The 24,771-nt window shown below is 68.9% G+C and carries 17 protein-coding genes; 7 read left to right on the top strand and 10 right to left on the bottom strand.

What is annotated here, in order from left to right:
• The first annotated feature begins 35 nt into the window (after window positions 1-35).
• The 3 genes from folK to panB are packed head-to-tail and all read left to right on the top strand — an operon-like array spanning window position 36 to window position 2,120.
• Window positions 36-578 (top strand): 2-amino-4-hydroxy-6-hydroxymethyldihydropteridine diphosphokinase, encoded by a 543-nt coding sequence (gene folK / locus GJG85_RS03805; RefSeq protein WP_034187173.1) that lies wholly within the window; start codon window positions 36-38, stop codon window positions 576-578.
• Complete coding sequence (locus GJG85_RS03800; RefSeq protein WP_050011762.1) at window positions 575-1,261, top strand: deoxynucleoside kinase; 687 nt, start codon at window positions 575-577, stop codon at window positions 1,259-1,261. Before folK ends, GJG85_RS03800 begins: the two co-directional genes overlap by 4 nt.
• A gap of 43 nt (window positions 1,262-1,304) precedes the next feature.
• On the top strand, window positions 1,305-2,120 hold the full coding sequence (panB, locus tag GJG85_RS03795; RefSeq protein WP_089488184.1) for a 3-methyl-2-oxobutanoate hydroxymethyltransferase: 816 nt from the start codon (window positions 1,305-1,307) through the stop codon (window positions 2,118-2,120).
• A gap of 437 nt (window positions 2,121-2,557) precedes the next feature.
• Here the strand turns inward: panB and GJG85_RS03790 are convergent, their stop codons facing one another.
• From GJG85_RS03790 to grpE, 5 genes are all read right to left on the bottom strand, one after another.
• Window positions 2,558-4,483, bottom strand: a complete 1,926-nt coding sequence (locus GJG85_RS03790; RefSeq protein WP_204383668.1) for a bifunctional anthranilate synthase component I family protein/class IV aminotransferase — start codon at window positions 4,481-4,483, stop codon at window positions 2,558-2,560.
• Between the two features lie 4 nt (window positions 4,484-4,487).
• Window positions 4,488-5,624 (bottom strand): molecular chaperone DnaJ, encoded by a 1,137-nt coding sequence (gene dnaJ / locus GJG85_RS03785; protein WP_050011765.1) that lies wholly within the window; start codon window positions 5,622-5,624, stop codon window positions 4,488-4,490.
• 253 nt (window positions 5,625-5,877) lie between these two features.
• Window positions 5,878-7,830, bottom strand: a complete 1,953-nt coding sequence (gene dnaK / locus GJG85_RS03780) for a molecular chaperone DnaK (RefSeq protein ID WP_050011766.1) — start codon at window positions 7,828-7,830, stop codon at window positions 5,878-5,880.
• 161 nt (window positions 7,831-7,991) lie between these two features.
• Window positions 7,992-8,414: a thioredoxin family protein gene (locus tag GJG85_RS03775; protein WP_089488181.1), complete on the bottom strand. Its 423-nt coding sequence runs from the start codon at window positions 8,412-8,414 to the stop codon at window positions 7,992-7,994.
• 10 nt (window positions 8,415-8,424) lie between these two features.
• Complete coding sequence (gene grpE, locus GJG85_RS03770) at window positions 8,425-8,970, bottom strand: nucleotide exchange factor GrpE (RefSeq protein WP_050011768.1); 546 nt, start codon at window positions 8,968-8,970, stop codon at window positions 8,425-8,427.
• A 353-nt stretch (window positions 8,971-9,323) separates the two neighbouring features.
• On the opposite strand from grpE, the gene GJG85_RS03765 reads away from it, so the two are divergent.
• Complete coding sequence (locus GJG85_RS03765; RefSeq protein ID WP_162838112.1) at window positions 9,324-9,485, top strand: hypothetical protein; 162 nt, start codon at window positions 9,324-9,326, stop codon at window positions 9,483-9,485.
• Here the strand turns inward: GJG85_RS03765 and GJG85_RS03760 are convergent.
• The 3 genes from GJG85_RS03760 to hrcA form a co-directional block, all read right to left on the bottom strand.
• Window positions 9,457-9,864 carry an RNA-binding S4 domain-containing protein gene (locus GJG85_RS03760; RefSeq protein WP_043189537.1) on the bottom strand — a complete coding sequence of 136 codons (408 nt, stop codon included), beginning with the start codon at window positions 9,862-9,864 and terminating at the stop codon, window positions 9,457-9,459. The two genes, GJG85_RS03765 and GJG85_RS03760, sit on opposite strands and share 29 nt — an antisense overlap.
• Window positions 9,865-9,999: 135 nt before the next feature.
• Window positions 10,000-11,064 carry a ferrochelatase gene (gene hemH, locus GJG85_RS03755; RefSeq protein WP_050011769.1) on the bottom strand — a complete coding sequence of 355 codons (1,065 nt, stop codon included), beginning with the start codon at window positions 11,062-11,064 and terminating at the stop codon, window positions 10,000-10,002.
• A gap of 141 nt (window positions 11,065-11,205) precedes the next feature.
• Window positions 11,206-12,228, bottom strand: a complete 1,023-nt coding sequence (gene hrcA, locus GJG85_RS03750; protein WP_011544637.1) for a heat-inducible transcriptional repressor HrcA — start codon at window positions 12,226-12,228, stop codon at window positions 11,206-11,208.
• A 131-nt stretch (window positions 12,229-12,359) separates the two neighbouring features.
• On the opposite strand from hrcA, the gene GJG85_RS03745 reads away from it, so the two are divergent.
• A complete protein-coding gene (locus GJG85_RS03745) occupies window positions 12,360-13,262 on the top strand; it encodes an NAD kinase (RefSeq protein ID WP_050011770.1) in 903 nt (300 codons plus the stop codon).
• 19 nt (window positions 13,263-13,281) lie between these two features.
• Window positions 13,282-14,931, top strand: coding sequence for a DNA repair protein RecN (gene recN / locus GJG85_RS03740; RefSeq protein WP_050011771.1), 1,650 nt, complete (start codon window positions 13,282-13,284; stop codon window positions 14,929-14,931).
• Window positions 14,932-15,084: 153 nt separating this feature from the next.
• Here recN and GJG85_RS03735 read toward each other — a convergent pair whose 3' ends face one another.
• Both GJG85_RS03735 and glnE read right to left on the bottom strand, forming a co-directional pair.
• Window positions 15,085-17,328, bottom strand: a complete 2,244-nt coding sequence (locus GJG85_RS03735) for a carbohydrate-binding protein (protein WP_235356143.1) — start codon at window positions 17,326-17,328, stop codon at window positions 15,085-15,087.
• A 180-nt stretch (window positions 17,329-17,508) separates the two neighbouring features.
• Entirely contained in the window at window positions 17,509-20,298 is a 2,790-nt protein-coding gene (gene glnE, locus GJG85_RS03730; protein ID WP_050011773.1) for a bifunctional [glutamate--ammonia ligase]-adenylyl-L-tyrosine phosphorylase/[glutamate--ammonia-ligase] adenylyltransferase, read from the bottom strand.
• Window positions 20,299-20,528: 230 nt separating this feature from the next.
• On the opposite strand from glnE, the gene GJG85_RS03725 reads away from it, so the two are divergent.
• On the top strand, window positions 20,529-24,728 hold the full coding sequence (locus GJG85_RS03725) for an AsmA-like C-terminal region-containing protein (protein ID WP_204383666.1): 4,200 nt from the start codon (window positions 20,529-20,531) through the stop codon (window positions 24,726-24,728).
• The last annotated feature ends 43 nt before the right edge of the window (window positions 24,729-24,771 follow it).

Genomic DNA, 24,771 nt, shown 5'->3' with positions numbered 1-24,771 from the left:
CGCGCGCGCCGGCGAACGACGTAGGAAGTGATGCCATGACGGTTGCATATATCGGACTGGGGGCGAATCTCGGCGATGCGCGCCAGACCCTGAAGGACGCGGTGGTGTGCCTCGCGCAGCAGCGCACCATCTCGATCCTCGGCAAATCGAGCCTGTATCGCACGGCGCCGTTCGAAGCGGGCGGCGACGACTACTACAACTGCGTCGTCAAGCTCGACACGACGCTGTCGGCCCGCGAGCTGCTCGCGCTCTGCCAGAAGATCGAACATCACTTCGGCCGCGAGCGCCCGTATCGCAATGCGCCGCGCACGCTCGACCTCGACATCCTGCTGTTCGGCGCCGATTCGATCGACGAACCCGACCTGATCGTCCCGCACCCGCGCCTCACCGACCGCGCGTTCGCGCTCGTGCCGCTCGTCGAGATCGAGCCGGCGCTCGACATCCCCGCGCGCGGCCGTGCCGACGCCTTTCTCGCCGCCGTCGCGGATCAGCGCGTCGAAAAGGTGCAAACCTGCCAGTGCCCGATGCAAAAGGCGCTCGCTGCCGGCGAAGACGCCGACAAGACCCGCTGCCGATGAACTCGACTCCGCTGACCGTCACCGCGCCCGACCTGCGCGCCCCGCACCGCTATCTCGTGATCGAAGGCCCGATCGGCGTCGGCAAGACGACGCTCGCGCGGCTGCTCGGCGAGCGCTGGTCGATGCAGACGCTGCTCGAGCGCCCGCAGGACAACCCGTTCCTCGAACGCTTCTATCGCGACACCGCGCGCTACGCGTTGCCCGTCCAGCTGTCGTTCGCGCTGCAGCGCGCGCAGCAGGCGCGCGAGCTGATCGGTGCGCTCGACACGGGCCGCCCCGTCATCGCCGATTTCATGCCGCAGAAGAACGACATCTTCGCGCGGCTGAACCTGCCGGAAGACGAGTGGCAGCTGTATCGCTCGGTCGCCACGCACGTCGACGTGCCGCAGGCGCCGTCGCCCGATCTCGTCGTCTATCTGCAGGCCAGCCCCGAAGTGCTGTTCTCGCGCATCCAGAAGCGCGGAACGCCGATGGAGCTGCAGATCAGCGACGCGTACCTGCGCTCGCTCGTCGACGCGTACAACGAATTCTTCTACCACTACGACCGCACGCCGGTGCTGACGGTCGCAGCCGAACACCTGAACCCGCTGGATTCCCCCGAAGATCTCGCCCTGCTGGTCGAGCGCATCGAGACGATGCGCGGCCGCAAGGAATTCTTCGTCAAGGGCGAGACGACGCGCTGACGCGTCCTCGCCTGTCGTTTCTCACCACCGACCCGGATTTCCCATGACCTATCTCCAGGAATCGAGCCGGCCTGCCGTGACGGTCCCCAAGCTGCAGGCAATGCGCGACGCCGGCGAGAAGATCGCGATGCTCACGTGCTACGACGCGAGCTTTTCCGCGCTGCTCGATCGCGCCGGCACCGACGTGCTGCTGATCGGCGATTCGCTCGGCAACGTGCTGCAGGGCCACTCGACCACGCTGCCCGTGTCGATCGACGACATCGCGTACCACACCGCCTGTGTCGCCCGGGCGCAGCCGCGCGCGCTCGTCGTCGCCGATCTGCCGTTCGGCACGTACGGGACGCCGGCCGACGCGTTCGCGAACGCGGTCAAGCTGATGCGCGCGGGCGCGCAGATGGTCAAGCTCGAAGGCGGCGAATGGCTCGCCGATACGATCCGCTTCCTCGTCGAACGCTCGGTGCCCGTGTGCGCGCACCTCGGCCTCACGCCGCAGTCGGTGCATGCGTTCGGCGGCTTCAAGGTGCAGGGCAAGACCGAAGCCGGCGCCGCGCAATTGCTGCGCGACGCGCGCGCGATCGAGGATGCCGGTGCGCAGCTCGTCGTGCTCGAAGCGGTACCGACGCTCGTCGCGGCCGAAGTCACGCACATGCTGAAGATCCCGACGATCGGCATCGGCGCCGGCGCCGACTGCTCGGGGCAGGTGCTCGTGCTGCACGACATGCTCGGCGTGTTTCCCGGCAAGCGGCCGCGCTTCGTGAAGGATTTCATGCACGGGCAGCCGACCATTCAGGCGGCCGTCGAAGCCTATGTGAGCGCGGTGAAGGATCGGTCGTTTCCGGGCCCGGAACACTCGTTCTGAGTGGGCCGGCAGCGCCATGGCGCACTGCCGGCGTTCGCTGCAGCACACTCGCTGAGCTGACCGGCAATGCAGTACGCCGTTTCTCGTACTGCATGACCGGACAACGCGTATTTTATAACTCGTCCTATTTCTACACGCCTTCGTCGCGGCGACCATCGAACCTTCGTCAATCGAAGGAGCGGCAAAAGATGGCTCATGTGTATGAAAAGGCGGCTGAACTCGTCGGGCCAAAGCTGGCAGGCGATGGTGAGGGCGTCGCGCTGGTCACGATCTATACTTCCGTCGGCCCTACCGCCATCTGGCGACCGAAAAAAAGCAGGCGGCGACCGGAGTATCCGCGTCGGAACCGTCATTGCAACTTTCGAGAACGACCGCTACCCGAGCCGATCACGCCGTCGTGCAAAGCTGGCAATGTACGCCGCAGAAGTAATTCGCGTTCAGGCCGGTGCGCAGCCGTGAATCAGCCGCGCTGCCATCGGCCCGCGCAACGCATTGCAGATCATCAGCTCGTCGGCGTTCAGCACATCGTCGAGCGTCAGCACACGCTCTTTGGCGCCTACTGCCGGATCGTCGAGTAGCACACCGCGCATCACGCCCGGCAGCACGCCGCACGACAACGGTGGCGTCACCCACACACCATTTAGTTTCACGAACACGTTCGAGCGCCCGCCTTCCGTCACCTCGCCACGCTCGTTGACGAACAGCATGTCGAACCCGCCGAGCGCCTCCGCCGCCTGCCACGCGCGGTCGTATTCGGCGCGGCGCGTGGTCTTGTGCAGCAGCAGCGCGTCGTCGGTGCGCGTCGGCGCGAAGCCATGCTCGGCTGCCAGCAGCACGCCGACCGGCCCCGCCGGCAGCGGCTTGAGCGGCGCCGCGATGATCTCGATCGTGCCGTCCTTCGCCAGCGCGAGCTTCATCCGGTACGCGCCGTCGCCGTCGAGCGCCGCGCAGCGTGCGTCGATCTCCCGGCGTAGCGCATCAGCGTCGAAACGGAAGCCGAATGCGTCCGCGCTGCGTTGCAGCCGCGCGAGATGGCGATCGAGATGGCGGATGCCGTCCGTTCGCGTGGCGGCCGTCGTTTCGAACAACTGGAGGCCGGGGTCGGCGTCCGTCAGGAATCGTGCTTTCAATTGGCACTCCGCATATTCGTCGGCCGCGACGCTGTCGAGCACGATGCCCGCGCCGACGCCCATCGTGCCGCGTCGCCGGCCGGCTGCCGCGGTGGCGGTACCCGTGCCGTCCGTGTCATTGCTAGCGCCGTCCGCATCCAGCGTCAGCGTCCGAATCGCGACCGACAGGCAGAAATCGCCGCAACCGGCCGCGCCGTCGGGCGTTGCATCGCCCGCGTCTTCCTTCGGCGCATCGAGCCAGCCGATCGCGCCGGTATAGAGCCCGCGCGGCGTCGACTCGATCGCGTCGATCAACTGCATCGTCTTGTACTTCGGCGCGCCCGTGATCGATCCGCAAGGGAACAGCGCGCGCAGCATCTGCGCGAACGTCGTGCCGTCGCGCCAGCCGGCCTCGACCGTCGACGTCATCTGCCACACCGACGCATACGGCTCGACCGAGAACAGCGCCGGCACCTTGACGCTGCCCGTGCGCGCGATCCGCGACACGTCGTTGCGCAGCAGGTCGACGATCATCACGTTTTCCGCGCGGTTCTTCGGATCGTTCGCGAGGAACGCGGCGGCGGCCGCATCTTCGCGCGGATCGGCCGAACGCGGTGCGGTGCCCTTCATCGGCCGCGCACGCAGTACATCGCCGTGCTTCTCGACGAACAGCTCCGGCGAGCACGATACGACCCATGCGCCGTCGGGCAGCGCGATCAGCGCGCCGTACCGCACCGGCTGGCGCGCGCGCAGCCGCCGGTACAGCGCGAGCGGCGTGCCGAACACATCGAAATTCAGCCGGTACGTGTAATTGACCTGATACGAATCGCCCGCACGCAGCGCGTCGTGCACCGCGGCGATCGCCGCGTCGAACGCATCGCGCGACACGCTCTTCGCGACGTGCGCGACGCCCGCGATCGACGGCGGGCCGCCGCCGTCCTGCTGCGCGAGCCATGCGTCGACGTCGTCGCGCGACAGCCGCTCACAGTGCGCATACAGCAAAAAGCGCAGCGGGGCGTGGCCCGACTGCGCTCGTTGCAGGTTGCGTCCGAATTCGTAATCGCCGACGACGACCGCATGCAGCCCGTCGCGCAGATCCTGCGCCACCGCCGCATCGATCGCGTCGAGCTGCGCCGGGTCCGTGCACACGCGTTCGTGCACGAAGCCCGAATACAAACGACTCGACCGCGCGGACGCGGTCGAGTCGCAATCGTCCAAGAGCGCGAACGACGCGCTCTCGTTGCCTTCAGTCATGCCATTACTCGAAGAAGCTCTTCACACGGTCGAACCAGCTCTTGCTCTGCGGGCTGTGACGCGCGCCGCCCTCGGCCAGCGACTTCTCGAACTGCTTGAGCAGGTCGCGCTGGGTGTCGGTCAGCTTCACGGGCGTCTCGACCTGCACGTGCACGTACAGATCGCCCGCGATGCTCGAGCGCAGCCCCTTGATGCCCTTGCCGCGCAGGCGGAACGTCTTGCCCGACTGCGTGCCTTCCGGCACCGGGAACGACGCACGGCCGGCCAGCGTCGGCACCTCGATCTCGCCGCCGAGTGCGGCGGTCGTGAACGGGATCGGCATCTGGCAGTGGAGATCGTCGCCGTCGCGCTCGAACACCGAGTGCGGCTTGATGTGGATCTCGACGTACAGGTCGCCCGGCGGCCCGCCGTTGATGCCCGGCTCGCCGTTGCCGGCCGAGCGGATCCGCATCCCGTCGTCGATCCCGGCCGGGATCTTCACTTCGAGCGTCTTGGTTTCCTTCACCTTGCCCGACCCGTGGCAATGCGCGCACGGCTCGGGGATGTAGGTACCCGTGCCATGGCACTTCGGGCAGGTCTGCTGGATGCTGAAAAAACCCTGCGACATGCGCACCGTGCCTTGGCCGTGACAGGTCGGGCAGGTTTCCGGCTTCGTGCCGGGCTTCGCGCCCGACCCGTGGCAGACTTCGCACGACACCCAGCTCGGCACGCGAATCTGCGTGTCGTAGCCGTGCGCGGCCTGCTCGAGCGTGATTTCCATGCTGTAGCGCAGGTCGGCGCCGCGATACACCTGCGGGCCGCCGCGGCCGCCCCGGGCGGCGCCGCCCGCGGCCTGGCCGAAGATGTCGCCGAAGATGTCGCCGAATGCATCCGCGAAGCCGCCGAAGCCTTGTGCACCCGCACCGCCCATGTTCGGATCGACGCCCGCGTGGCCGTACTGGTCGTACGCGGCCCGCTTCTGACCATCCGACAGCATTTCATAGGCTTCCTTCGCCTCCTTGAAATGCTCTTCCGCATCCTTGCTGTCCGGATTGCGGTCAGGGTGGTACTTCATCGCAAGCTTGCGATATGCCTTCTTGATTTCGTCGTCGCTCGCATTCTTCGCGACGCCCAGAACCTCGTAGTAATCCCGTTTCGCCATATCGATTCACTGTGCCGCCACGCATCGCGCACGCGGCGGCTCCTTTCGCCCGCAGTAAAGTCTCTCGACTCGTCTGGCGCTGCACCGTCCGCGGACGGCTCGCGCAGCACCCGCCAAAAAACAAATGTGCCCGGAGGGCCGCGAAGCCCGCCAGGCGTGGAGTCGATCCGGCCATCCGGAAGGAAAGACAGACCGCTGTTCAGCCGCGCCGCGCGCGTGTCGCGCGCGGCGTGCGGTGCCATGGCAACCCGGCTTAGTCTTTCTTCACTTCCTTGAACTCGGCGTCGACGACGTCGTCGGCAGCCTGTTGCGCACCACCCGCATGAGCCGCACCTTCCGTCGCACCGGCCGCGCCGGCCGCACCCGCCTGCTGGGCCTGCATGTCGGCGTACATCTTCTCGCCGAGCTTCTGCGAGACCTTGCCGAGCTCCTCGACCTTCGCGTCGAGCGCCGCCTTGTCGGCCGACGTGTCCTTCAGCGCGTCCTCGAGCGACTTCAGCGCCGCTTCGATCGCTTCCTTCTCGGCCGCGTCCAGCTTGTCGCCGTACTCGGTCAGCGCCTTCTTCGTGCTGTGGACGAGCGCGTCGCCCTGGTTGCGCGAATCGGCCAGCTCGCGCAGCTTGTGGTCTTCCGCTGCGTTCGCTTCCGCGTCCTTGATCATCTGGTCGATTTCAGCCTCGGACAGGCCCGAGTTCGCCTTGATCGTGATCTTGTTTTCCTTGCCGGTCGCCTTGTCCTTCGCGCCGACGTGCAGGATGCCGTTCGCGTCGATGTCGAAGGTCACTTCGATCTGCGGCACGCCGCGCGGTGCCGGCGGGATGCCTTCGAGGTTGAACTCGCCGAGCAGCTTGTTGCCCGCCGCCATTTCGCGTTCGCCCTGGAACACCTTGATCGTCACGGCGCCCTGGTTGTCGTCCGCCGTCGAATACACTTGCGCGTGCTTCGTCGGGATCGTGGTGTTCTTGTTGATCATCTTCGTCATCACGCCGCCGAGCGTCTCGATACCGAGCGACAGCGGGGTCACGTCGAGCAGCAGCACGTCCTTGCGGTCGCCCGACAGCACCTGGCCCTGGATCGCCGCGCCGACCGCGACGGCTTCGTCCGGGTTCACGTCACGGCGCGGATCCTTGCCGAAGAACTCCTTCACCTTCTCCATGACCTTCGGCATGCGCGTCTGGCCGCCGACCAGGATCACGTCGTCGATGTCCGACACCTTGACGCCTGCGTCCTTGATCGCGATGCGGCACGGTTCGATCGTGCGCTCGACGAGGTCTTCCACCAGCGCTTCCAGCTTCGCGCGGGTGATCTTCAGGTTCAAGTGCTTCGGGCCCGACGCGTCCGCCGTGATGTACGGCAGGTTGATTTCGGTCTGCTGTCCCGACGACAGCTCGATCTTCGCCTTTTCGGCGGCTTCCTTCAGGCGCTGCAGCGCGAGCACGTCCTTCGACAGGTCGACGCCCTGCTCCTTCTTGAACTCGCCGATGATGTAATCGATGATGCGCTGGTCGAAGTCTTCGCCGCCGAGGAACGTGTCGCCGTTGGTCGACAGCACTTCGAACTGCATTTCGCCGTCGACGTCCGCGATCTCGATGATCGACACGTCGAACGTGCCGCCGCCGAGGTCATACACGGCGATCTTGCGGTCGCCCTTCTCGACCTTGTCGAGACCGAACGCGAGTGCGGCCGCCGTCGGCTCGTTGATGATCCGCTTGACTTCGAGGCCCGCGATGCGACCGGCGTCCTTGGTCGCCTGGCGCTGGCTGTCGTTGAAGTACGCCGGCACCGTGATCACGGCTTCCGTGACCGGCTCGCCGAGGTAGTCTTCGGCCGTCTTCTTCATCTTGCGCAGCACTTCGGCCGACACCTGCGGCGGCGCGAGCTTTTCGCCGTGCGCTTCGACCCATGCATCGCCGTTGTCGGCCTTGATGATCGAGTACGGCATCAGGCCGATGTCCTTCTGGACTTCCTTCTCTTCGAAGCGGCGGCCGATCAGGCGCTTCACCGCGAACAGCGTGTTCTTCGGGTTGGTCACCGACTGACGCTTGGCCGGCGCGCCGACCAGCACTTCGTTGTCGTCCATGTACGCGATGATCGACGGCGTGGTGCGCGTGCCTTCCGAGTTCTCGATGACCTTGACCTGGTTGCCTTCCATGATCGCGACGCACGAGTTCGTGGTGCCGAGGTCAATACCGATGATCTTTCCCATTTTTTCCTAATCTCCAGAAATGCTTGTTTGCTGCACGAAACCCCGCGTTTTGGGCGGTTTCGCACGCCAGAATTCAACTCTGTTCCCGAAATGCGTCCGTCCGATCCGTTTTCAAGACCCGACGAGCGATGCGGATATTAAATTTTTTCAATCGCCGCCGGCTAGCGGATCGCACCAGACGGATCGCCGCCCGACGGATCGCCGCCCGACACGATCTTCGCGCGTGCCGCCGCGACGGCCGCCTGGAACTGGGCGAGGCCATGCCAGCCCGTCGCGCGGCCCAGCCGCTTGCCGCGATGGAAGAAGAACCACGTCGGCACGCCGTGCAATCCGAAGCGGCGCCCCAGCTGATGATGTTCGTACACGTTGCAATGGAACCACTTCAGGTCCAGCGCGAGGATCGCGTCGGGCTGCGCGAGCATCGCCTTCTTCGCGATCTCGCAGTTGAAGCAGTCGACGCCCCAGAAGAACACCACGGCCAGCGCATCGCCCGCGCCGTCGATGGCCGCGTCAAACGTGCCGGCGTCGAGCGCCTGCATGTCGAACGCGTCGAACGCGGCCGGATCGACGCCGGCGGGCACCATCTCCGCTGCCTTACTTCGGCTGCGCGACGGTGACGAGCGCCGGGCGCAGCACGCGGTCGGCGATCATGTAGCCCTTTTGCAGCACCGTGACGACGGTGTTCGGCTCCTGCTCGGCCGGCACCATCGAAATGGCCTGGTGCTGATGCGGATCGAACTTCTCGCCGACCGGGTTGATCGCGACGACGCGGCCCTTCTCGAGCGCGCTCGTCAGCTGGCGCAGCGTCAGCTCGACGCCTTCGCGCACCTTCGCGATGTCGCCGGAGGTGTCGCCGACGGCCGCTTCCAGGCTGTCCAGCACGGGCAGCAGGTGTTCCGCGAAGCTTTCGATCGCGAACTTGTGCGCCTTCGACACGTCGTCCTGCGCGCGGCGGCGCACGTTCTCGGTCTCGGCCTTCGCCCGCAGGAAGCTTTCCTGAAGCTCGGCGACCTTGGCTTGAGCCTCCGCGAGCGCCGCGTCGGCAGCTTCGGCGGCGGGTGCGGCGCCTTGCGCCGCCTGCTTCTCGCTGCCGATGTCTTCGGCCGATTGGGTAGCCGGATTCTCTTGCGTGTTTTCCATGTCGCTGAAAGTCGATTAGAGGTTGAAGCCAAATCGGCGACCGCCGGACGTATACCCGGCGGCACCGCACATTACTGGTGCAAATAAGGGCGAAAACTACGGTTTCAAGAGGGTCATTCGCCAGCATTCGCCAATGCCGCGAAACAACCGGGCGTTTTCCGGGTGCAGGCGTCGCATAGTCCGCCGGATCGGGCGAAACGGCCTGTAACAACGCTTACCCGGCAAGTACTAGCTCCGCACAGGCCGGCTGCACTACACTCCATTCAAGCGTCGGAAAGCGTGTTTACCCCTAGCTGACCGTCGCGTGACATCCACCTGGCGCCGTTTTCACCCTTGTTCTCGAGGGGAGTACCGTGAAACTGACCTTTGCGATATCGGTGGTCGCGCTGGTACTCATCGCCGGCACCACCACCATCTGCCTGTCGGGAGCCGTCACCGATCGCACGACCGAATACGGAAGCGCGCGGGCGACGTTCGACCAGATGTTCAGCTCCCACCAGAGAATCTGTCGATGATGCGCCGGTCGCGTTTCGTCGGCCGGCCGTGCAGTTCGGCCGCCGGCTCGCGATACGTGCGGCGCCGCTCCAGTTCGGCGAGCCGCGCGGCCCGTCCCGCTTCCGTCTCCGCGTAGAGCGTCTGCGCGACGCTCGCGGGCCCGCGCACGTCGCACACGCCCAGCACGGCAATGTGCCAGACGATGCCGTCGATCGCAATCTCGACCTCGTCGCCCACCCGCACGTCCTTCGCCGGCTTCACCGCCGCGCCGCCGATCTTCACGTGTCCCTTGTCGACCGCATCGGTCGCGAGCGAGCGCGTCTTGAAGAACCGGGCCGCCCACAGCCATTTGTCGATGCGCAGCTTCGCGCCCGGCTCCGTGGAAATCTTGTAGTTCATGTCGGCCTCCGCCGGGTCGCCCCAAGGAGGGCGTAGCAGGGAATTCGCCGGGCATCGGCCTGCGCCTGCGTAGCCGGCCGGCTTATCGCCCCGTCGGAAAGCAGCGAACGTAGCGAGCGTGGGGATCGTTCCATCTCAGCCTACCGTTTCGGGCTGCGCGGCCTTGACCGGCCAGCCCTGCAGATTCTCCGCGACGATTTCGCCGAGCGCGCCGATCCACGCCGACGCGCCGTTCAGGCACGGAATCCGGTGGAAGGTCTTGCCGCCGCCGGCGAGGAATTCGTCGCGCACTTCCATGCCGATTTCCTCGATCGTCTCCAGGCAATCGGCCGTGAAGCCGGGACAGAACACGTCGGCCCGCCGCACGCCGGCCTCGCCGAACTCGCGCAGCGTCGGCGCGGTGTACGGCTGCAGCCATTCGGCCTTGCCGAAGCGCGACTGGAACGTGATGCGGCATTCGGTGCCCGACAGCCCGAGCGCGGCCATCAGCAACGCGCCCGTCTGCTGGCACTGCTCGTGATACGGGTCGCCGAGATCGAGCGTGCGCTTCGGCACGCCGTGGAAACTCAGCACGAGTTTGTCGCCGGCCGCGAAATCGGGCCGGCCGTGTTGCGTCCAGTACTGCCGAACCTGCTCGGCCAGCGCATGGATATAGGCCGGATGGTCGGCGTAGTGCCGCACCGTGCGCACTTCCGGCTGATTGCGCATGCGCGCGAGCGCGGCGAACGCGGCATCGAACGCGGTGGCCGTGGTCGACGCCGAGTATTGCGGATACATCGGCATCAGCAGCACGCGCTCGACGCCCGCGCGCTTGAACTGCGCGAGCGCGTGCGCAAGGTTCGGGCTGCCGTAGCGCATCGCGTAGTCGACCATCACGTGATAGCCGTTCGACACGAGCAGGTGCCGCACGCTGTCGGTCTGGCGCTCGGTGTACACGCGCAGCGGCGAACCCTCGGGCATCCAGACGGCCGCGTATTTCTTCGCGGACGCACGGCCGCGCAGCGGCAGGATCACCGTGCGCAGCAGCACCTGCCAGACGGCCTGCGGGATTTCGACGACCCGCGGATCCGACAGAAATTCGGCCAGGTAGCGCCGCACCGCGCGCGGCGTGGGCGCGTCGGGCGTGCCGAGATTGATCAGCAGCACACCGACGCGATGGGCGGCCGCGACGCTCGAAGGCGGCTCAAGATCGAAACGCATGGGCAAGAACGTGCTCGGGGCACGGGACCGGACGGCCCTCAATTATAGCGGGCCATCCCGCTCGGGTCGGCTGGCCGTTCGGCCGACTGGCGGCGCGCACGGCGCCTCGGCACGATGGCGGGACGGCGTCGGCTGCCGCAGCTACTGCTGGCTCAGCGTGAGCGACAGCAGCCGCGCGGTGATGTCGACGATCGGAATCACGCGGTTGTACGCCATCCGGGTCGGGCCGATCACGCCGAGCGTGCCGACGATCTGCCCGTTCACCTCGTACGGCGCGGTGACGACGCTCATTTCCTCGATCGGCACGAGCGTCGATTCGCCGCCGATGAAGATCTGCACGCCCTGGGCGTGGCTCGACACGTCGAGCAACTGCAGGAGGCCCGTCTTTTGGTCGAATACGTCGAACAGCTTGCGCAGCCGCGCCATGTCGGACGAAAGATCCGCCACTTCGAGCAGGTTGCGCTCGCCGGAAATCAGCACGGTGTCCTCGGTGTCGGGCACCTCGGTACTGGCCGTCACGGCCGCGTGCATCAGCGTCGTCATGTCGCCGCGCAGCTGGTCGATCTCGTCGCGCAGGCGGCGGCGCACCTCGTCGAACGACAGGCCGGCGAAATGCGCGTTGATGTAGTTGGACGCCTCGGTCAGCTGCGACGGCGAATAGTCGCGCGGCGTCGCGAGCATGCGGTTCTGCACGTCGCCCTCGGGCGTGACGATGATCAGCAGGATGCGCTTGTCGGACAGGCGCATGAACTCGATCTGCTTGAACACGTGACTGCGGCGCGGCGTCAGCACGACGCCCGCGAACTGCGACAGGTTCGACAGCACGCTCGCGGCGGCGGCGACCACCCGCTGCTGCGGTTCGCCCGCCTGCAGCGTGTTCTGCACCTGGCGCGCGACGGCCTCGGCGTCGATCGGCGCCTCGACCGTCAGCATCGTATCGACGAACAGCCGGTAGCCGCGCGGCGTCGGCACGCGGCCGGCCGACGTGTGCGGGCTCGACACGAGGCCGAGCTCCTCCAGGTCGGACATCACGTTGCGGATCGTCGCCGGGCTCAGCTCGAGCCCGGAGTAACGGGACAACGTGCGCGAGCCGACCGGCTGACCGTCGGCGATATACCGTTCGATCAGGGTTTTCAGGAGGGTTCGTGCGCGAGGATCTAGCATGGTGGAAAATTTTAGCGCAACCGCGCCACCGCGGCGAGTGGCGTCAACTACCGTTGCGCGGGCCGGCCCGATCCGGCCCCGTCGGCGTACAGCCGGTTCTTTTCGTCCACGAGCTATGGTGTAATGCCGGCATGAAAACCGGTAATCAGTTCAGTACTGTCGCGCTCGTCGGCCGGAGCAACACGCCCGGCATCGCCGAACCGCTCGCCACGCTGGCGGACAGCATCGCCAGGCTCGGCTTCGAGGTCGTCTTCGAAGGCGATACCGCGCGCGAAATCGGCATCGCCGGCTACCCGGCGCTCACCCCGGCCGAAATTGGGGCGCGAGCGGACGTGGCGATCGTGCTCGGCGGCGACGGCACGATGCTCGGCATCGGCCGCCAGCTCGCGCCATACCGGACCCCGCTGATCGGGATCAACCACGGCCGGCTCGGCTTCATCACCGACATCGCGGCATCCGACATGCACGCGCTCGTCCCCGTGCTGCTGGCCGGCAAGTTCGAGCGCGAGGAGCGCTCGCTGCTCGAGGCGCGGATCATGCGCGACGGCGAACCGATCTACCACGCGCTCGCGTTCAACGACGTCGTCGTGAACCGCAGCGGCTTCTCCGGGATGGTCGAGCTGCGCGCGTCGGTCGACGGCCGCTATATGTACAACCAGCGTTCGGACGGCCTGATCGTCGCGACGCCCACCGGCTCGACCGCGTATGCGCTGTCGTCGGCCGGCCCGATCCTCCATCCGCAGCTGGCGGGCATCGTGCTCGTGCCGATCGCGCCGCACGCGCTGTCGAACCGGCCGATCGTGCTGCCCGACGATTCGAAGATCGCGATCCAGATCGTCGGCGGCCGCGACGTCAACGTGAACTTCGACATGCAGTCGTTCACGTCGCTCGAACTGAACGACACGATCGAGGTGCGCCGCTCGAAGCACACGGTGCCGTTCCTGCACCCGATCGGCTATAGCTACTTCACGACGCTGCGCAAGAAGCTGCACTGGAACGAACACGCATCGAACGAAGACGACAAGGCGTCCTGACGCCGCTGCCCCCGACACCATGCTCCGCCACCTCTCGATCCGCGACTTCGTCATCGTCGCCGCGCTCGATCTCGAATTCGACAGCGGCTTTTCCGTCTTTTCCGGCGAAACCGGCGCCGGCAAATCGATCCTGATCGACGCGCTGGCCCTCGCGCTCGGCGAACGCGCCGACGCGAGCGTCGTGCGCACCGGGTGCGGCCGCGCCGACATCACCGCCGAATTCACGCCGCACGACCGCGTCGCGCGCTGGCTGGACGAACACGCGTTCGACGCCGAGGACACCGTGATGCTGCGCCGCGTGATCGACGCGAACGGCCGTTCGCGTGCCTTCATCAACGGCACCAGCGCGACGCTCGCGCAACTGCGCGAACTCGGCGAGATGCTCGTCGACATCCACGGCCAGCACGCGCACCAGCTGCTGATGCGGCCCGACGCGCAGCGCGAGCTGTTCGACACGCACGCGGGGCTCGTCGCCGATGCCGCGAACGTCGCGCGCGCGTGGCGCGTGTGGCGCGACGCGACGCAGGCGATCGACGCCGCGAAGGCGCACGAGCGCGAACTGCAGCTCGAACGCGAAAAGCTCGCGTGGCAGCTCGCCGAACTCGACAAGCTCGCGCCGCAAGCCGGCGAATGGGACGAAGTCAGCAACGAACACAAGCGCCTGTCGCATTCGGCGAACCTGATCGAAGGCGTGCGCGGCGCGCTCAACGCGCTGTCCGAATCCGACGACGCGATGCTCGCGCAGCTCGGCGCGATCGTGTCGAAGCTGCGCAGCCTGGCCGACTACGACACCGCGCTCGGCGATGCGCTCGCGTCGCTGGAGCCGGCCGAGATCCAGTTGCAGGAAGCCGTCTATTCGCTGTCGCACTATGCGCAGCGCGTCGATCTCGACCCGGAGCGGCTCGCACAGGTCGAAACCCGGCTCGACGCGCTGCACTCGACCGCCCGCAAGTTCCGGCTGCCGCCCGACACGCTTCATGAGGAGCATGCGGCCCGCCGCGCGCAGCTCGCCGCGCTCGACGCGGCCGCCGATCTCGGCGCGCTCGAAGCCGCGCAGGCGAAGGCGCGGGAAGCCTATCTCGCCGACGCCAAACGCCTGTCGAAGGCGCGCGTGCAGGCTGCCAAGGCGCTCGGCACGGCCGTCACGGCCGGCATGCAGGAACTGTCGATGGCGGGCGGCAGCTTCGAAGTCGCGCTCGTACCGCTCGCCGACGGCGGCCCGCACGGGCTCGAACAGGTCGAATTCCGCGTGGCCGGGCACCCGGGCGTGCCGCTGCGGCCGCTCGCGAAAGTCGCGTCGGGCGGCGAACTCGCACGGATCAGCCTCGCGCTCGCGGTGATCGCCAGCGCGGCGAGCCCGACGCCGACGCTGATCTTCGACGAAGTCGATACGGGGATCGGCGGCGGCGTCGCCGAAGTGGTCGGGCGCCTGCTGCACCAGCTCGGGCGCGAGCGGCAGGTACTGTGCGTAACGCACCTGCCGCAGGTCGCCGCGCGCGGCGACCATCATTTCCAGGTGGCGAAAGGCGCCGACGAGCGCGGCGGCACGGTGTCGTCGGTCGTCGCGCTCGACAAGGCGAGCCGCGTCGAGGAAGTCGCGCGGATGCTCGGCGGGCTCGAAATCACGGCCACCACGCGCAAGCACGCGAAGGAAATGCTGGCGGCCTGACCGGCTCGCAAGCGTGCGGCCCGCCGAAGCGTCGCGCGGCGTCCGCGCGACGCCGCGCTGCTGCCCGTTGCCGCGGGAGGCAGCGTATGACAGCAAACCCCGCGGCGTCCACCGTCACGGCTGCCCGCACCGCGGCCGCGGCCGCGGCCGCGCTTACGTGCTCTTGCACATCGCGTGCATGTTCGCGACACCCTTCTCGCGCCATGCCGCCCACTCGCCGCCCGTCCCCGGCACGTCGCCGAGCACCCACCAGCCGTTGAGCCAGGTCTTGCCCGCATGGCTGACCTCGTGGCACGGCGTCGCGTAAGTCTTCTTCGGATCCCACGCGGCTGCGCCCTCGCCCGCCGACGCGCGCACGGTCACGTCGTGCGCCGCGTTCGCGTGGCGGCCCTGTACATCGGTCACCACCAGCCTGAACGCGTAGCGACGCTCGTCGGCCGCCTTCGGCGCGGTAAACGTCGCGCTCGCGCCGTTCTGGACGATCGACACCCCAGCCGGCCCCGTCCACGCATACGTCAGCCCCTTGCCCGTCGACGACGCGCCGGACAGCGTGACGGTCGCGCCGCCGTCGACCGACGCCGGCCCGCTGATCGCCGCGCGCGGCGGCGCGACGATCTCCTGCGCCTTCACCTTGACGACGTGGGTGGCCCGCGCCGTATAGCCGTCTTTATTGCTCACGGTCAGCTCGAACGCGAACTCGCGGTCCTGTTCGAGCGTCGGCGCGACGAAGCGCAGTTCCGCGCCGTCCGGCCGTGCGTCGATGCCGGCCGGCACCGTCCACGCATGGCGCAACGACTCGCCGACCGACGCGGCGCCCGACAGCACGACCGCCGCGCCCGCGGCCGCGTGCTGCGGGCCGGTCACCACGGCCCGCGGCAACAGCAGGCCGTCGTTCGTCACGTCGACCACGGCGCCGTCGGGCCCGACCGATTTGACGGTGATGATCTTGCCCGACAGCGTGTCGTGCAACGCGTGGCCCGGCATCAGCGGCGCGTCCTTCATCCCCGACGGGCTGCCGGGCATCGCATCGACCAGCGTGTTCGTCACGACGTTGCCGCCATGCGCGACGGTCCGCACGATCACGCCGTTGACGAACGGATCGTCCGACTTCCAGTCGTCGAAGCCGCGCTGCGGCTGACGAAACTCGAGCCACAGCGTCGAACCGTCGGCGCGCGCGATGCGGTACGCCTTCGCACCCGGCACATCGCCCCACAGCGGCGCGAGCCGGTAGGTGCCGTCCGCGTGGATCTCCGGCACGTCGGCCGCGCCGAGCCAGCCGGCGAACAGCTGATAGCTCGCCGGATACAGGCGCCGGCCGCCGCCGCCCATCGTGTCGGCCGGGTCGTCGATCTTGCCGGCGCGGCATGCGCCGCCGACCTCGACCGTGCCGCCCGGCGTCGGGCAATCGACGAGCGAGCCCGGATGCTTGGCGCCGAGGTTGTGCCCGAATTCGTGCGACCACATCCAGTAGCCGTGGCCGCTCGCGTTCGACAGGATCCAGTTGCCCGGCGTCGCGGCGAGGCCGCCCCAGTTGCAACTGCTCATTCTCGGCAGGTCGACGAACAGGTAGTTGAACTTGTCCGGATTCACGCCGCGCGCGAGCGCTGCATTGCGCGCGGCCGTGCGGATCGCGCCCGAATCGCAGATGGCGGGCCGCTCGCCGAGATTCACGCTGTCGAGCGTCTGCCCATGCAGCGTCAGCTTGCCGCGCGACGCAACCTCGAGATAGCGCCGCAGCGACGAATGATCGTCGCCGTCGCCGAACACCGCCTTGCGCACGACCTCGCTATCGGCCGGCTTCGAGTCGTTGAAGTGCGTCACCATCAGCAGCACGGACTTGTCGCCGAGCAGCGGGCGCTGCGACGGCGCGATCGACACGGCCGACTTCCAGATCGACGACGGCTGGCCGCGCAGGTTCTGCGTCGCGACGCCGGCGCCGCCGTCGCGCGGGGCCAGCACCTCGGCCGTCCGGCCGGTATTGACCCGGTACCGGTTGCCGAACACCACTTGCCCGTCCAGGCCGCGGTCCGGCCGCCAGTCGCGCATCGTCTGGTCGCCCTCGCTGCAGACGCCAACCGCCACGCGCCCCATGCCGGTATCGCCGGCGGCCGCGTGCAGGCACATCTTCGTGCCGCGCGCGGCGCTCGCGCCGGTGTTGACGATGCGCTGGAAACCGTCGCGCGGCTCGAAGGTCCAGTCCTGCGCGGCGCCGCCGTCGCACGCGGCGAACACTGCCGCGTTGTCGGCCGGCCGCCACGCGAGGCACTGGCCGTCGCCGCGCGACAGGTTCGTGAGGGTCGTGGAAGCCGGCTCGGCGGCATGGGCGGAAGCGGAGAACAGTCCGGCGGCAGCCGCGGACAGCGCCGTCGTGGCGAAGGCAAGGCGAAACGGTTTCAAGATGGTACGGGATCGTTGAGGGCGCGCGGCGCCGGTTGAACGGAAAGCCCGCATTCTTTCGATCCGGGCGCTGCCGCTCAAACAATCTCAAACGATTCTCAACACGGCCGGACCGGCCGCCCCGCACGGCAGCCGGCGCCGTGCCGGCCGCCCGTCTACACGACCGTCGCTACACAACCGTCAAGCGCCGCCGAACACGCGCGCCCACAGCGCCGTCACGGCCGCCCGCTCGTCCGCCACCACGGCCGGATCGACGCGCGCCTTCTCCATCCCGTCGAGCCGCAGCTTGTGCTGCAGCTTCCGGTACGTGCGGTACGCCGCGCCGACGCGCTCGGCCTCGTCCTCGCCCATCAGCCCGAAGCGCGCGACCTCGCGCAGCAGCGCGATGTTGCCGGTATTGCGGATCAGCTCGGCGTCGCTCGACGCATGCAGCAGCACCCAGTACTGGACGATGAACTCGATGTCGACCATCCCGCCGCGGTCGTGCTTCAGGTCAAACAGGTCGGTCTGGTTCGGATGGCCGGCGAACACCTTGCCGCGCATGTCGACGATCTCCTTCGCGAGTACGGCCCCGTCGCGCGGCGTCGTCAGCACCTGCTGGCGGATCGCCTCGAAATCCGCGCCGATCTGCGCGTCGCCCGCGCTGTAGCGGGCGCGCGTCAGCGCCTGGTGCTCCCACACCCACGCGGTGTTCGCCGCATCGCCCTCGCGCAGCTGATAGCGGCGGAACGCATCGAGATCGGTGACGAGCAGCCCGGCCTCGCCGTTCGGCCGCAGCCGCAGGTCGATGTCGAACAGCGCGCCCGCGCCGGTCGCGGTCGTGAGCCACGTGATCAGGCGCCGTGTAAACGTGGTGTAGACGTCCGCCGAACGCTCGTCCGGGTCGTCGTACAGGAAGATCAGGTCGAGATCCGACGCATAGCCGAGCTCCTTGCCGCCCAGCTTGCCGTATGCGATCACCGCGAACTTCGGCACGTCGCGATGGCGCTTCGCGAGTTGCGACCACACGACCTCGATCGTCACGTCGAGCACCGCGTCGGCCAGTTCGGACAACCGGTCGCTCACGTGCTCGACCGACAGTTGCCCGGCCAGGTCGATCAGCAGAATCCGGAACACCTCCGCGTGCTGCGCGTGGCGCAGCAGGTCCATCTGCTGCTCGGGGCCGTCGGCGGCCGCGAGCCGCGCGCGCAGCGCATCCTTGAACGCGGGCCAGTCGAACGGGCTCGCGATCGCCTCGTCGTCGAGCAGTTCGTCGAGCAGCTGCGGGTGGCGGATCAGGTAGCCGCCGCCCCAGCGCGTCGCGCCGAGCACCGACAGCACGCGGTCGAGCGCGGCCGGATATTCGGTCAGCAGCGCGAGATAGACGCCGCGCCGGCTGACCGTCTCGAGCAGGTCGAACAGGCGCACGATCGTGTCGTCGCGGCGCGCGGCGTCGATCTTCGGCGCGGCGTCGAGCGCGCGCTGCGCGACGCTGTCGAAGCGCTGCCGGCTCTTTTCCGGCAACCCGGTGTAGCGCGACGATTGCCAGATCGCGCGCAGCCGCGCGAGCACCGCGGCCGGATCGGCGAAGCCCAGGCCGTCGAGGCGCGCGACCAGCGCGTCGTCCTCGCCGTCGTCGGCCAGCGCGCCGCTCCAGATCCACGCGGCCGCCGTGTCGTCGCCGGCCGCGCAGGGCCCGCCATTCGCCTTGTCGGCAAAAATCTGGTCGAACTGGGCTTCGACGAACGTGCGGTGGCCGTCCAGCACCGTCATCAGCGCCGCGTAGTCGGCGAAACCGAGCGACGCGGCCAGCGCCGCGCGCTCGTCGGGCTCGACCGGCATCGCGTGCGTCTGCGCGTCGTTGCGGTACTGCAGCCGATGTTCGAGCGTGCGCAGGAAGTTATAAGCATCGGCCAGGCGCGCGCGCACGTCGTCGCCGATCAGCCCGCGCGCCTGCGCATGCCGCAGCACCGCGAGCGTCGGCCGCACGCGGAAGCCCGCATCCTGGCCGCCGCGGATCAACTGGAACACCTGCGCGCTGAACTCGATCTCGCGGATCCCGCCGCGCCCGAGCTTGATGTCGTCGGCCTTGTCGGGCCGCATCGACGCGCGGCGCGCGGCTTCGTGCCGGATCTGCTGATGCAGCGAACGGATCGCGCCGATCACGCCGAAATCGAGATAGCGACGGTAGACGAACGGCTTGACGATCGATTCGAGCTGCGCCGCGAGCCGCTGCGCCGCGTCGCTGTCGCCTTCCGACACGAGCCGCCCCTTGATCCACGCATAGCGCTCCCACTCGCGCCCCTGCACGTAGAAATATTCCTCGAGCATGCCGACGCTGCAGACGAGCGGCCCCGAATCGCCGTTCGGACGCAGCCGCATGTCGACGCGAAACACGTAGCCGTCGGCCGTGACCTCGGACAGCACGCCGATCAGGCGCCGGCCGAGCCGCGTGAAGTACTCCTGGGTGGATAGCGGCGAGCGCGCGCCGCCGGTGGTCTCGCCGTCGTCCTCGTACACGAAGATCAGGTCGATGTCCGACGACACGTTCAGCTCGCGGCCGCCGAGCTTGCCCATCCCGACCACGCCGAGCACGACGCGCTGGCCGTCGGCGCCGCGCGGCTCGCCGTACTGCGCCTCGAGTTCGGCCGACAGCAGCGCGAGCGAGCGCTGCACGGCCACTTCGGCGAGATCGGTCATCGCGCCCGTGACCTCGGCGACGTCCGCCAGCCCGCGCAGGTCGCGCTCCGCGACCGCGCCGAACGCCTCGGCGCGCAACTGCCGCAGCGCGCGCTTCAGTTGCTCGTCGCCCGCCGCGGCGGTGCCGGCGGGCGTCGCGAGCAGCGCGGTGAGGCGCGCGTCGAGCTGCGCGCGGCCGAGCGGCGCGGCCGCCCACGCGGCGATCTGCTCGGCCAGCGCGGGCCGCGCGGCCGCCGCGCGGGCAAGGTAGCGGGAATAGGACGTGCTGATCAGGGCGGAAGCGTCGGTCATCGAGAAGCGGGCCTGGCGAAAAGGCCGGCGGCAGCGGGCCGGCGCATGCGCGCCCCGCTGCCGCCGGCCCCATGGACTCGGCGCGGCGTCGCCGGACGCGCGGGCGCCCGTCGCGACACCGCGCGCCGGAAAGCCCGTGCCGTGCTGCCTCCAACGGCCGCCGGCACGAACCCGTGTGATACATTTCAACGTCAGTCTGCAAAACTACCATATCGCCGCCCGTCCGCCGCATGTCCGACCGTCAGGAATCCGCCGTAGCTGCGCCCGAAGCGGGACCTCCGAAGCACGATCATCCGGTCCTGCGTCGCGTGTTCAGGGTGACGCTGGCAGTCGGGATCGGCACCTACTTCGTCGCGTCCGGCGCGTTCCTCGGGCTGCGCTACGTGCTGCTGCCGCGCATCGACGAATACCGCCCGCGCATCGAGCGCGCGGTGTCCGACAAGCTCCACGCGCAGCTTTCGATCGGCAAGCTTTCTCCGAACTGGTCCGGCATGCAGCCGGGCGTCGAACTCACGAACCTGACGATCCGCGGCCGCGACGGCAAGGTCGCGCTGTCGGTGCCGCACGCGACGGCCGCGCTGTCGTGGATGTCGCTGCTGCGGCTGTCGCCCGCGCTGTCGAGCCTGATCGTCGACCAGCCCGACCTCGTCGTCGCGCGGGCGGCCGACGGCTCGCTGAGCGTCGCGGGGGTCGGCGTGGCCACCACCCACGGCGGCAACGACACGTTCGGCACCTGGCTGCTGAAGCAGGAGGCGATCGTGCTGCGCGGCGGCACGCTGCGCTGGCGCGACGCGCAGCACGACGCGCCGGAGCTCGTGCTGGCGGGCATTCGGCTCGCGGTGCTGAACGACGGCCGCGTGCACAAGGCCGCGCTGCAGGCGCCCGCGAACGGTACGCTGCTGCTCGGCCCGCTCGATTTCCGCGCACGCTTCAAGCACAAGCCGCTCGCGCCGATCGGCAAGCCGGCGAACTGGACCGGCGACGCGTACCTGTCGACCGGCCCCGTCGACCTGCAGACGCTCACGCGCTATCTCGACGTGCCGCTCACGATCCACGCGGGCCGGATCGACAACGCGATCTGGGCGACCTTCGGCGACGGCCATCTGCGCTCGGCGGGCGGCGACCTGCAAGGCGCCGACGTCGCGCTGCGCGTGCGCCCGACGCAGCCGCGGCTCGACGTGCCGACGGTCGGCTTCGGCTGGGACGTGGTGCTCGATGCGGGCCACGACTACACGCTGCACCTGACGCGCTTCAATGCAGAGCTCGGCCAGCCGCCGCTGCCGGACGGCACGCCGCTCGCCCGCTCGCTCGCGCTGTCGACGCTGACGGCGCGCTACCGCGTGCCGACCGCGAACCAGGGGCAACTGCTCAGCGTGGTCGGCGACCGCGTCGATCTCGGCATCCTCAGCGAATTCATCCGCGGGCTGCCGCTGCCGGCGCGCCTGCGCAACGAGCTGATCAAGATCGACCCGCGCGGGATGGTGTCGAACTATCACATCGAGGTGGAGCGCGCGAAACCCGCGCGCGCCGATCTCGCCGACGAGGAGCGGCGCATGGGTGCCGCGCCGATCGTCCGCTACCGCTTCCTCGGCGATCTGCAAGGCATCAGCTTCGCCGCGCAGGAGCCGCCGCCCGGGCTCTCGCCGCGCGGTCACCCGCGCGCCGGCTGGCCGGGCGTCGAGAACCTGTGGGGCCGCGTCGATGCGAACGAGACGGGCGGCGCCGCGCATTTCGACACGGTCCACGCGGCCGTCACCGTGCCCGGCGAGTTCGACGAGCCGCGCCTGACGTTCGACCGGCTGCGCGGCAACGCCAAATGGACGATCACGCCCGCGCCGGGCGACAAGCACGCGCGCGTCGACGTGTCGCTGCCCGACCTGTTCGTGTCGAACCCCGACGCCGAAATCGCGGTGTCGGGCTCGTACACGAATCCCGGCCACGGCCGCGGCTCGCTCGACCTGCGCGCCGATTTCGCGCGCGCATCGGTCGCGCGCATTCCGCGCTACCTGCCGACCGGGATGTCCGAGCACCTGCGCGACTATCTCGGCCACGCACTGCAGGACGGCAACGTGACCAAGGGCGCGTCGATCGTCGCGCGCGGCCCGCTCGAGAAATTCCCGTTCGAACACGAGCCGGACGCCGGCGTGTTCCACATCGTCGCGCCGTTCACCGGCGGCCGCTTCGAGCCGACGCCGTACCCGCCGCGCAAGCTCGCGAACGGCACGCCGAGCGTCTGGCCGGCGCTCGACGGGATCGACGGCGTGTTCGAGCTCGCGCAGAACAAGCTGCGCTTCGACATCGCGCGCGCGCGTTACAAGCGCGTCACGCTGACGAAGGTCGCGGGCCGCATCGACGATCTCGGCAATCCGTCGCACTCGCCGCTGATCATCGACGGCCATGCGCAAGGCCCGCTCGCCGACCTGATCGACTATGCGGACAACAGCTCGCTCGGCACGATGAGCAACCATATCGGCCAGCGGATCGACGCGCAGGGCCCCGCGTCGCTCGCGCTCAAGATCACGATTCCGCAGCACGTCCCCCATCCGCACACGCACGTCGAAGGCGCGCTCGCGTTCGGCGGCAACACGCTGTCGACCCGCGGCGTGCCGCCGCTGTCGGCCCTGCGCGGCAGCGTCCGCTTCACCGAAGCCGGCGCATCGCTGCACGACCTGTCGGGGCGCTTCCTCGGCGGCCCGGTGCGCGCGAACGGCACCTTCCGGTCGCACGGCCCGTACGCGGTGGACGTCGACGGCCGGCTCGCGCTCGACGCCGCGCGCGGCCTGAACCTGCACGGCGCGGCCGCCGCGCTGCTCGAACACGTGGTCGGCGACGCGCCGTACAAGGTCGCGGTGCGCGGCGCGCCGGGCCGCCTGCCCGACGTCAGCGCGCAATCCGACCTGACGGGCGTGGCGCTGAACTTCCCGGCGCCGTTCGCGAAACCGGCCGGCACGCCGATGCCGTTCCGCTTCACGCTGCAGCCGGCGCCGCAGGCGGACGGCAAACGCCTCGAACACGCCGACCTGACGCTCGGCCCCGTGACCGCGACCTACCTGCTCGACGCGACGCGCGGCCAGCCGCTGCGCGCGGTACGCGGCGCGATGGGCATCCACCGGATGCCCGACATGCCGCAGGACGGCGTGAGCGCGGCCGTCGACGTCAACGAGCTGGACGCCGACGCGTGGCTCGCCCTCGCCCACACGCTGAAGCCCGACACGCCGCGCGCGCCGGAACCGCAGGCGGCACCGCGCGTCGATTTCGCGAGCTTCGCGCCGAAGCGCTTCGCGTTCCATTTCGGCACGCTGAAGCTGCTCAAGCGCAACTGGGAAAACGTGATCGTCGGCGCGTCGCACGTCGACGACCTGTGGCAGGCGAACATCGCGTCGAACCAGGTGTCGGGCTACCTGTCGTGGGCGCCGGGCGGCGGTCACAACGGCGCGGGCGTGCTCAACGCGCGGCTCGCGAAGCTCGTCGTGCCGCAGCGTGCGGAGCACGACCTCGTCGGCCGTGCGATGAACCTGCCGACGCCGACCGACCGCCCGATGCCGTCGATCGACCTGATCGTCGACCAGGTCGTCGCGCGCGATCACGACATCGGCCGGCTCGTCGTCAACGCGCGCAACATCGACGAGGACGGCACGCCCGTGTGGCAGCTCGACAAGCTGGAGCTGTCGAACCCGGCCGCGAAGCTGACGGCCACCGGCAACTGGCGCACGTCGCGCCGCGCGCTCGCCCGCGGCGCCGACGAAATCGATGCGCCGCGCCGCACCGTGTTCGACTTCAAGCTCGACATCGACAACGCGGGCGCGCTGCTCGACCGCGTCGGCCTGCCGCGCACGCTCGCGGACGGTCACGGCTCGGTCACGGGCAAGGTCGGCTGGCGCGGCGGCCCGACCGCGCTCGACTTTCCGTCGCTCGGCGGCCAGGTCGCGGTCGACCTGGAGCACGGGAAGATCCTGAAGGTCGACCCGGGCGCGGCCAAACTGCTCGGCGTGCTGAGCCTGCAGAGCCTCGCGCGCTTCCTGACGCTGAACTTCCGCGACGTGGTCGGCAAGGGGCTGCCGTTCGACAAGATCGCCGGTACCGGCCGGATTTCGAACGGGATCGCGCGCACCGACGACTTCTCGATGATGACGGGCCCCGCGAACGTCACCGTGCGCGGCGCGGTCGATCTCGGCGCCGAGACGCAGGATCTGCATGCGCACGTCGCGCCGAAGATCAGCGCGGGCGCGGCCGCGATCGGGGCCGCCGTCATCAATCCGCTGCTCGGCATCGGCGTGCTGGCCGCGAACTACGCGCTGTCCGAGACGCTGTCGCACGCGTTCGCGCTCGACTACGCGATCACCGGCTCGTGGGCGCACCCGCACATCGAGCGGGTGCGGGGCGATCAGGGTAAGATGAATCACGGTCCGGCCGATGCATCGAGCCATTGAGCGCGCATCGAACCGCAGGGGCCCGGGCCGCACCCCATTTATG

Source organism: Burkholderia sp. MS389 (assembly GCF_016899425.1).
GTDB classification, from domain to species: Bacteria; Pseudomonadota; Gammaproteobacteria; order Burkholderiales; family Burkholderiaceae; genus Burkholderia; species Burkholderia sola.
The sequence above is the reverse complement of the archived record's forward strand: the minus strand, read 5'-3'. Positions and strand labels throughout refer to the sequence as shown.

Excerpts from the sequence above, each read along its gene's own strand:
- folK (WP_034187173.1), top strand. The coding sequence starts at position 36 with ATGACGGTTGCATATATCGGACTGGGGGCGAATCTCGGCGATGCGCGC.
- GJG85_RS03800 (WP_050011762.1), top strand. The coding sequence starts at position 575 with ATGAACTCGACTCCGCTGACCGTCACCGCGCCCGACCTGCGCGCCCCG.
- panB (WP_089488184.1), top strand. The coding sequence starts at position 1,305 with ATGACCTATCTCCAGGAATCGAGCCGGCCTGCCGTGACGGTCCCCAAG.
- GJG85_RS03790 (WP_204383668.1), bottom strand. The coding sequence starts at position 4,483 with ATGACTGAAGGCAACGAGAGCGCGTCGTTCGCGCTCTTGGACGATTGC.
- dnaJ (WP_050011765.1), bottom strand. The coding sequence starts at position 5,624 with ATGGCGAAACGGGATTACTACGAGGTTCTGGGCGTCGCGAAGAATGCG.
- dnaK (WP_050011766.1), bottom strand. The coding sequence starts at position 7,830 with ATGGGAAAGATCATCGGTATTGACCTCGGCACCACGAACTCGTGCGTC.
- GJG85_RS03775 (WP_089488181.1), bottom strand. The coding sequence starts at position 8,414 with ATGGTGCCCGCCGGCGTCGATCCGGCCGCGTTCGACGCGTTCGACATG.
- grpE (WP_050011768.1), bottom strand. The coding sequence starts at position 8,970 with ATGGAAAACACGCAAGAGAATCCGGCTACCCAATCGGCCGAAGACATC.
- GJG85_RS03760 (WP_043189537.1), bottom strand. The coding sequence starts at position 9,864 with ATGAACTACAAGATTTCCACGGAGCCGGGCGCGAAGCTGCGCATCGAC.
- hemH (WP_050011769.1), bottom strand. The coding sequence starts at position 11,064 with ATGCGTTTCGATCTTGAGCCGCCTTCGAGCGTCGCGGCCGCCCATCGC.
- hrcA (WP_011544637.1), bottom strand. The coding sequence starts at position 12,228 with ATGCTAGATCCTCGCGCACGAACCCTCCTGAAAACCCTGATCGAACGG.
- GJG85_RS03745 (WP_050011770.1), top strand. The coding sequence starts at position 12,360 with ATGAAAACCGGTAATCAGTTCAGTACTGTCGCGCTCGTCGGCCGGAGC.
- recN (WP_050011771.1), top strand. The coding sequence starts at position 13,282 with ATGCTCCGCCACCTCTCGATCCGCGACTTCGTCATCGTCGCCGCGCTC.
- glnE (WP_050011773.1), bottom strand. The coding sequence starts at position 20,298 with ATGACCGACGCTTCCGCCCTGATCAGCACGTCCTATTCCCGCTACCTT.
- GJG85_RS03725 (WP_204383666.1), top strand. The coding sequence starts at position 20,529 with ATGTCCGACCGTCAGGAATCCGCCGTAGCTGCGCCCGAAGCGGGACCT.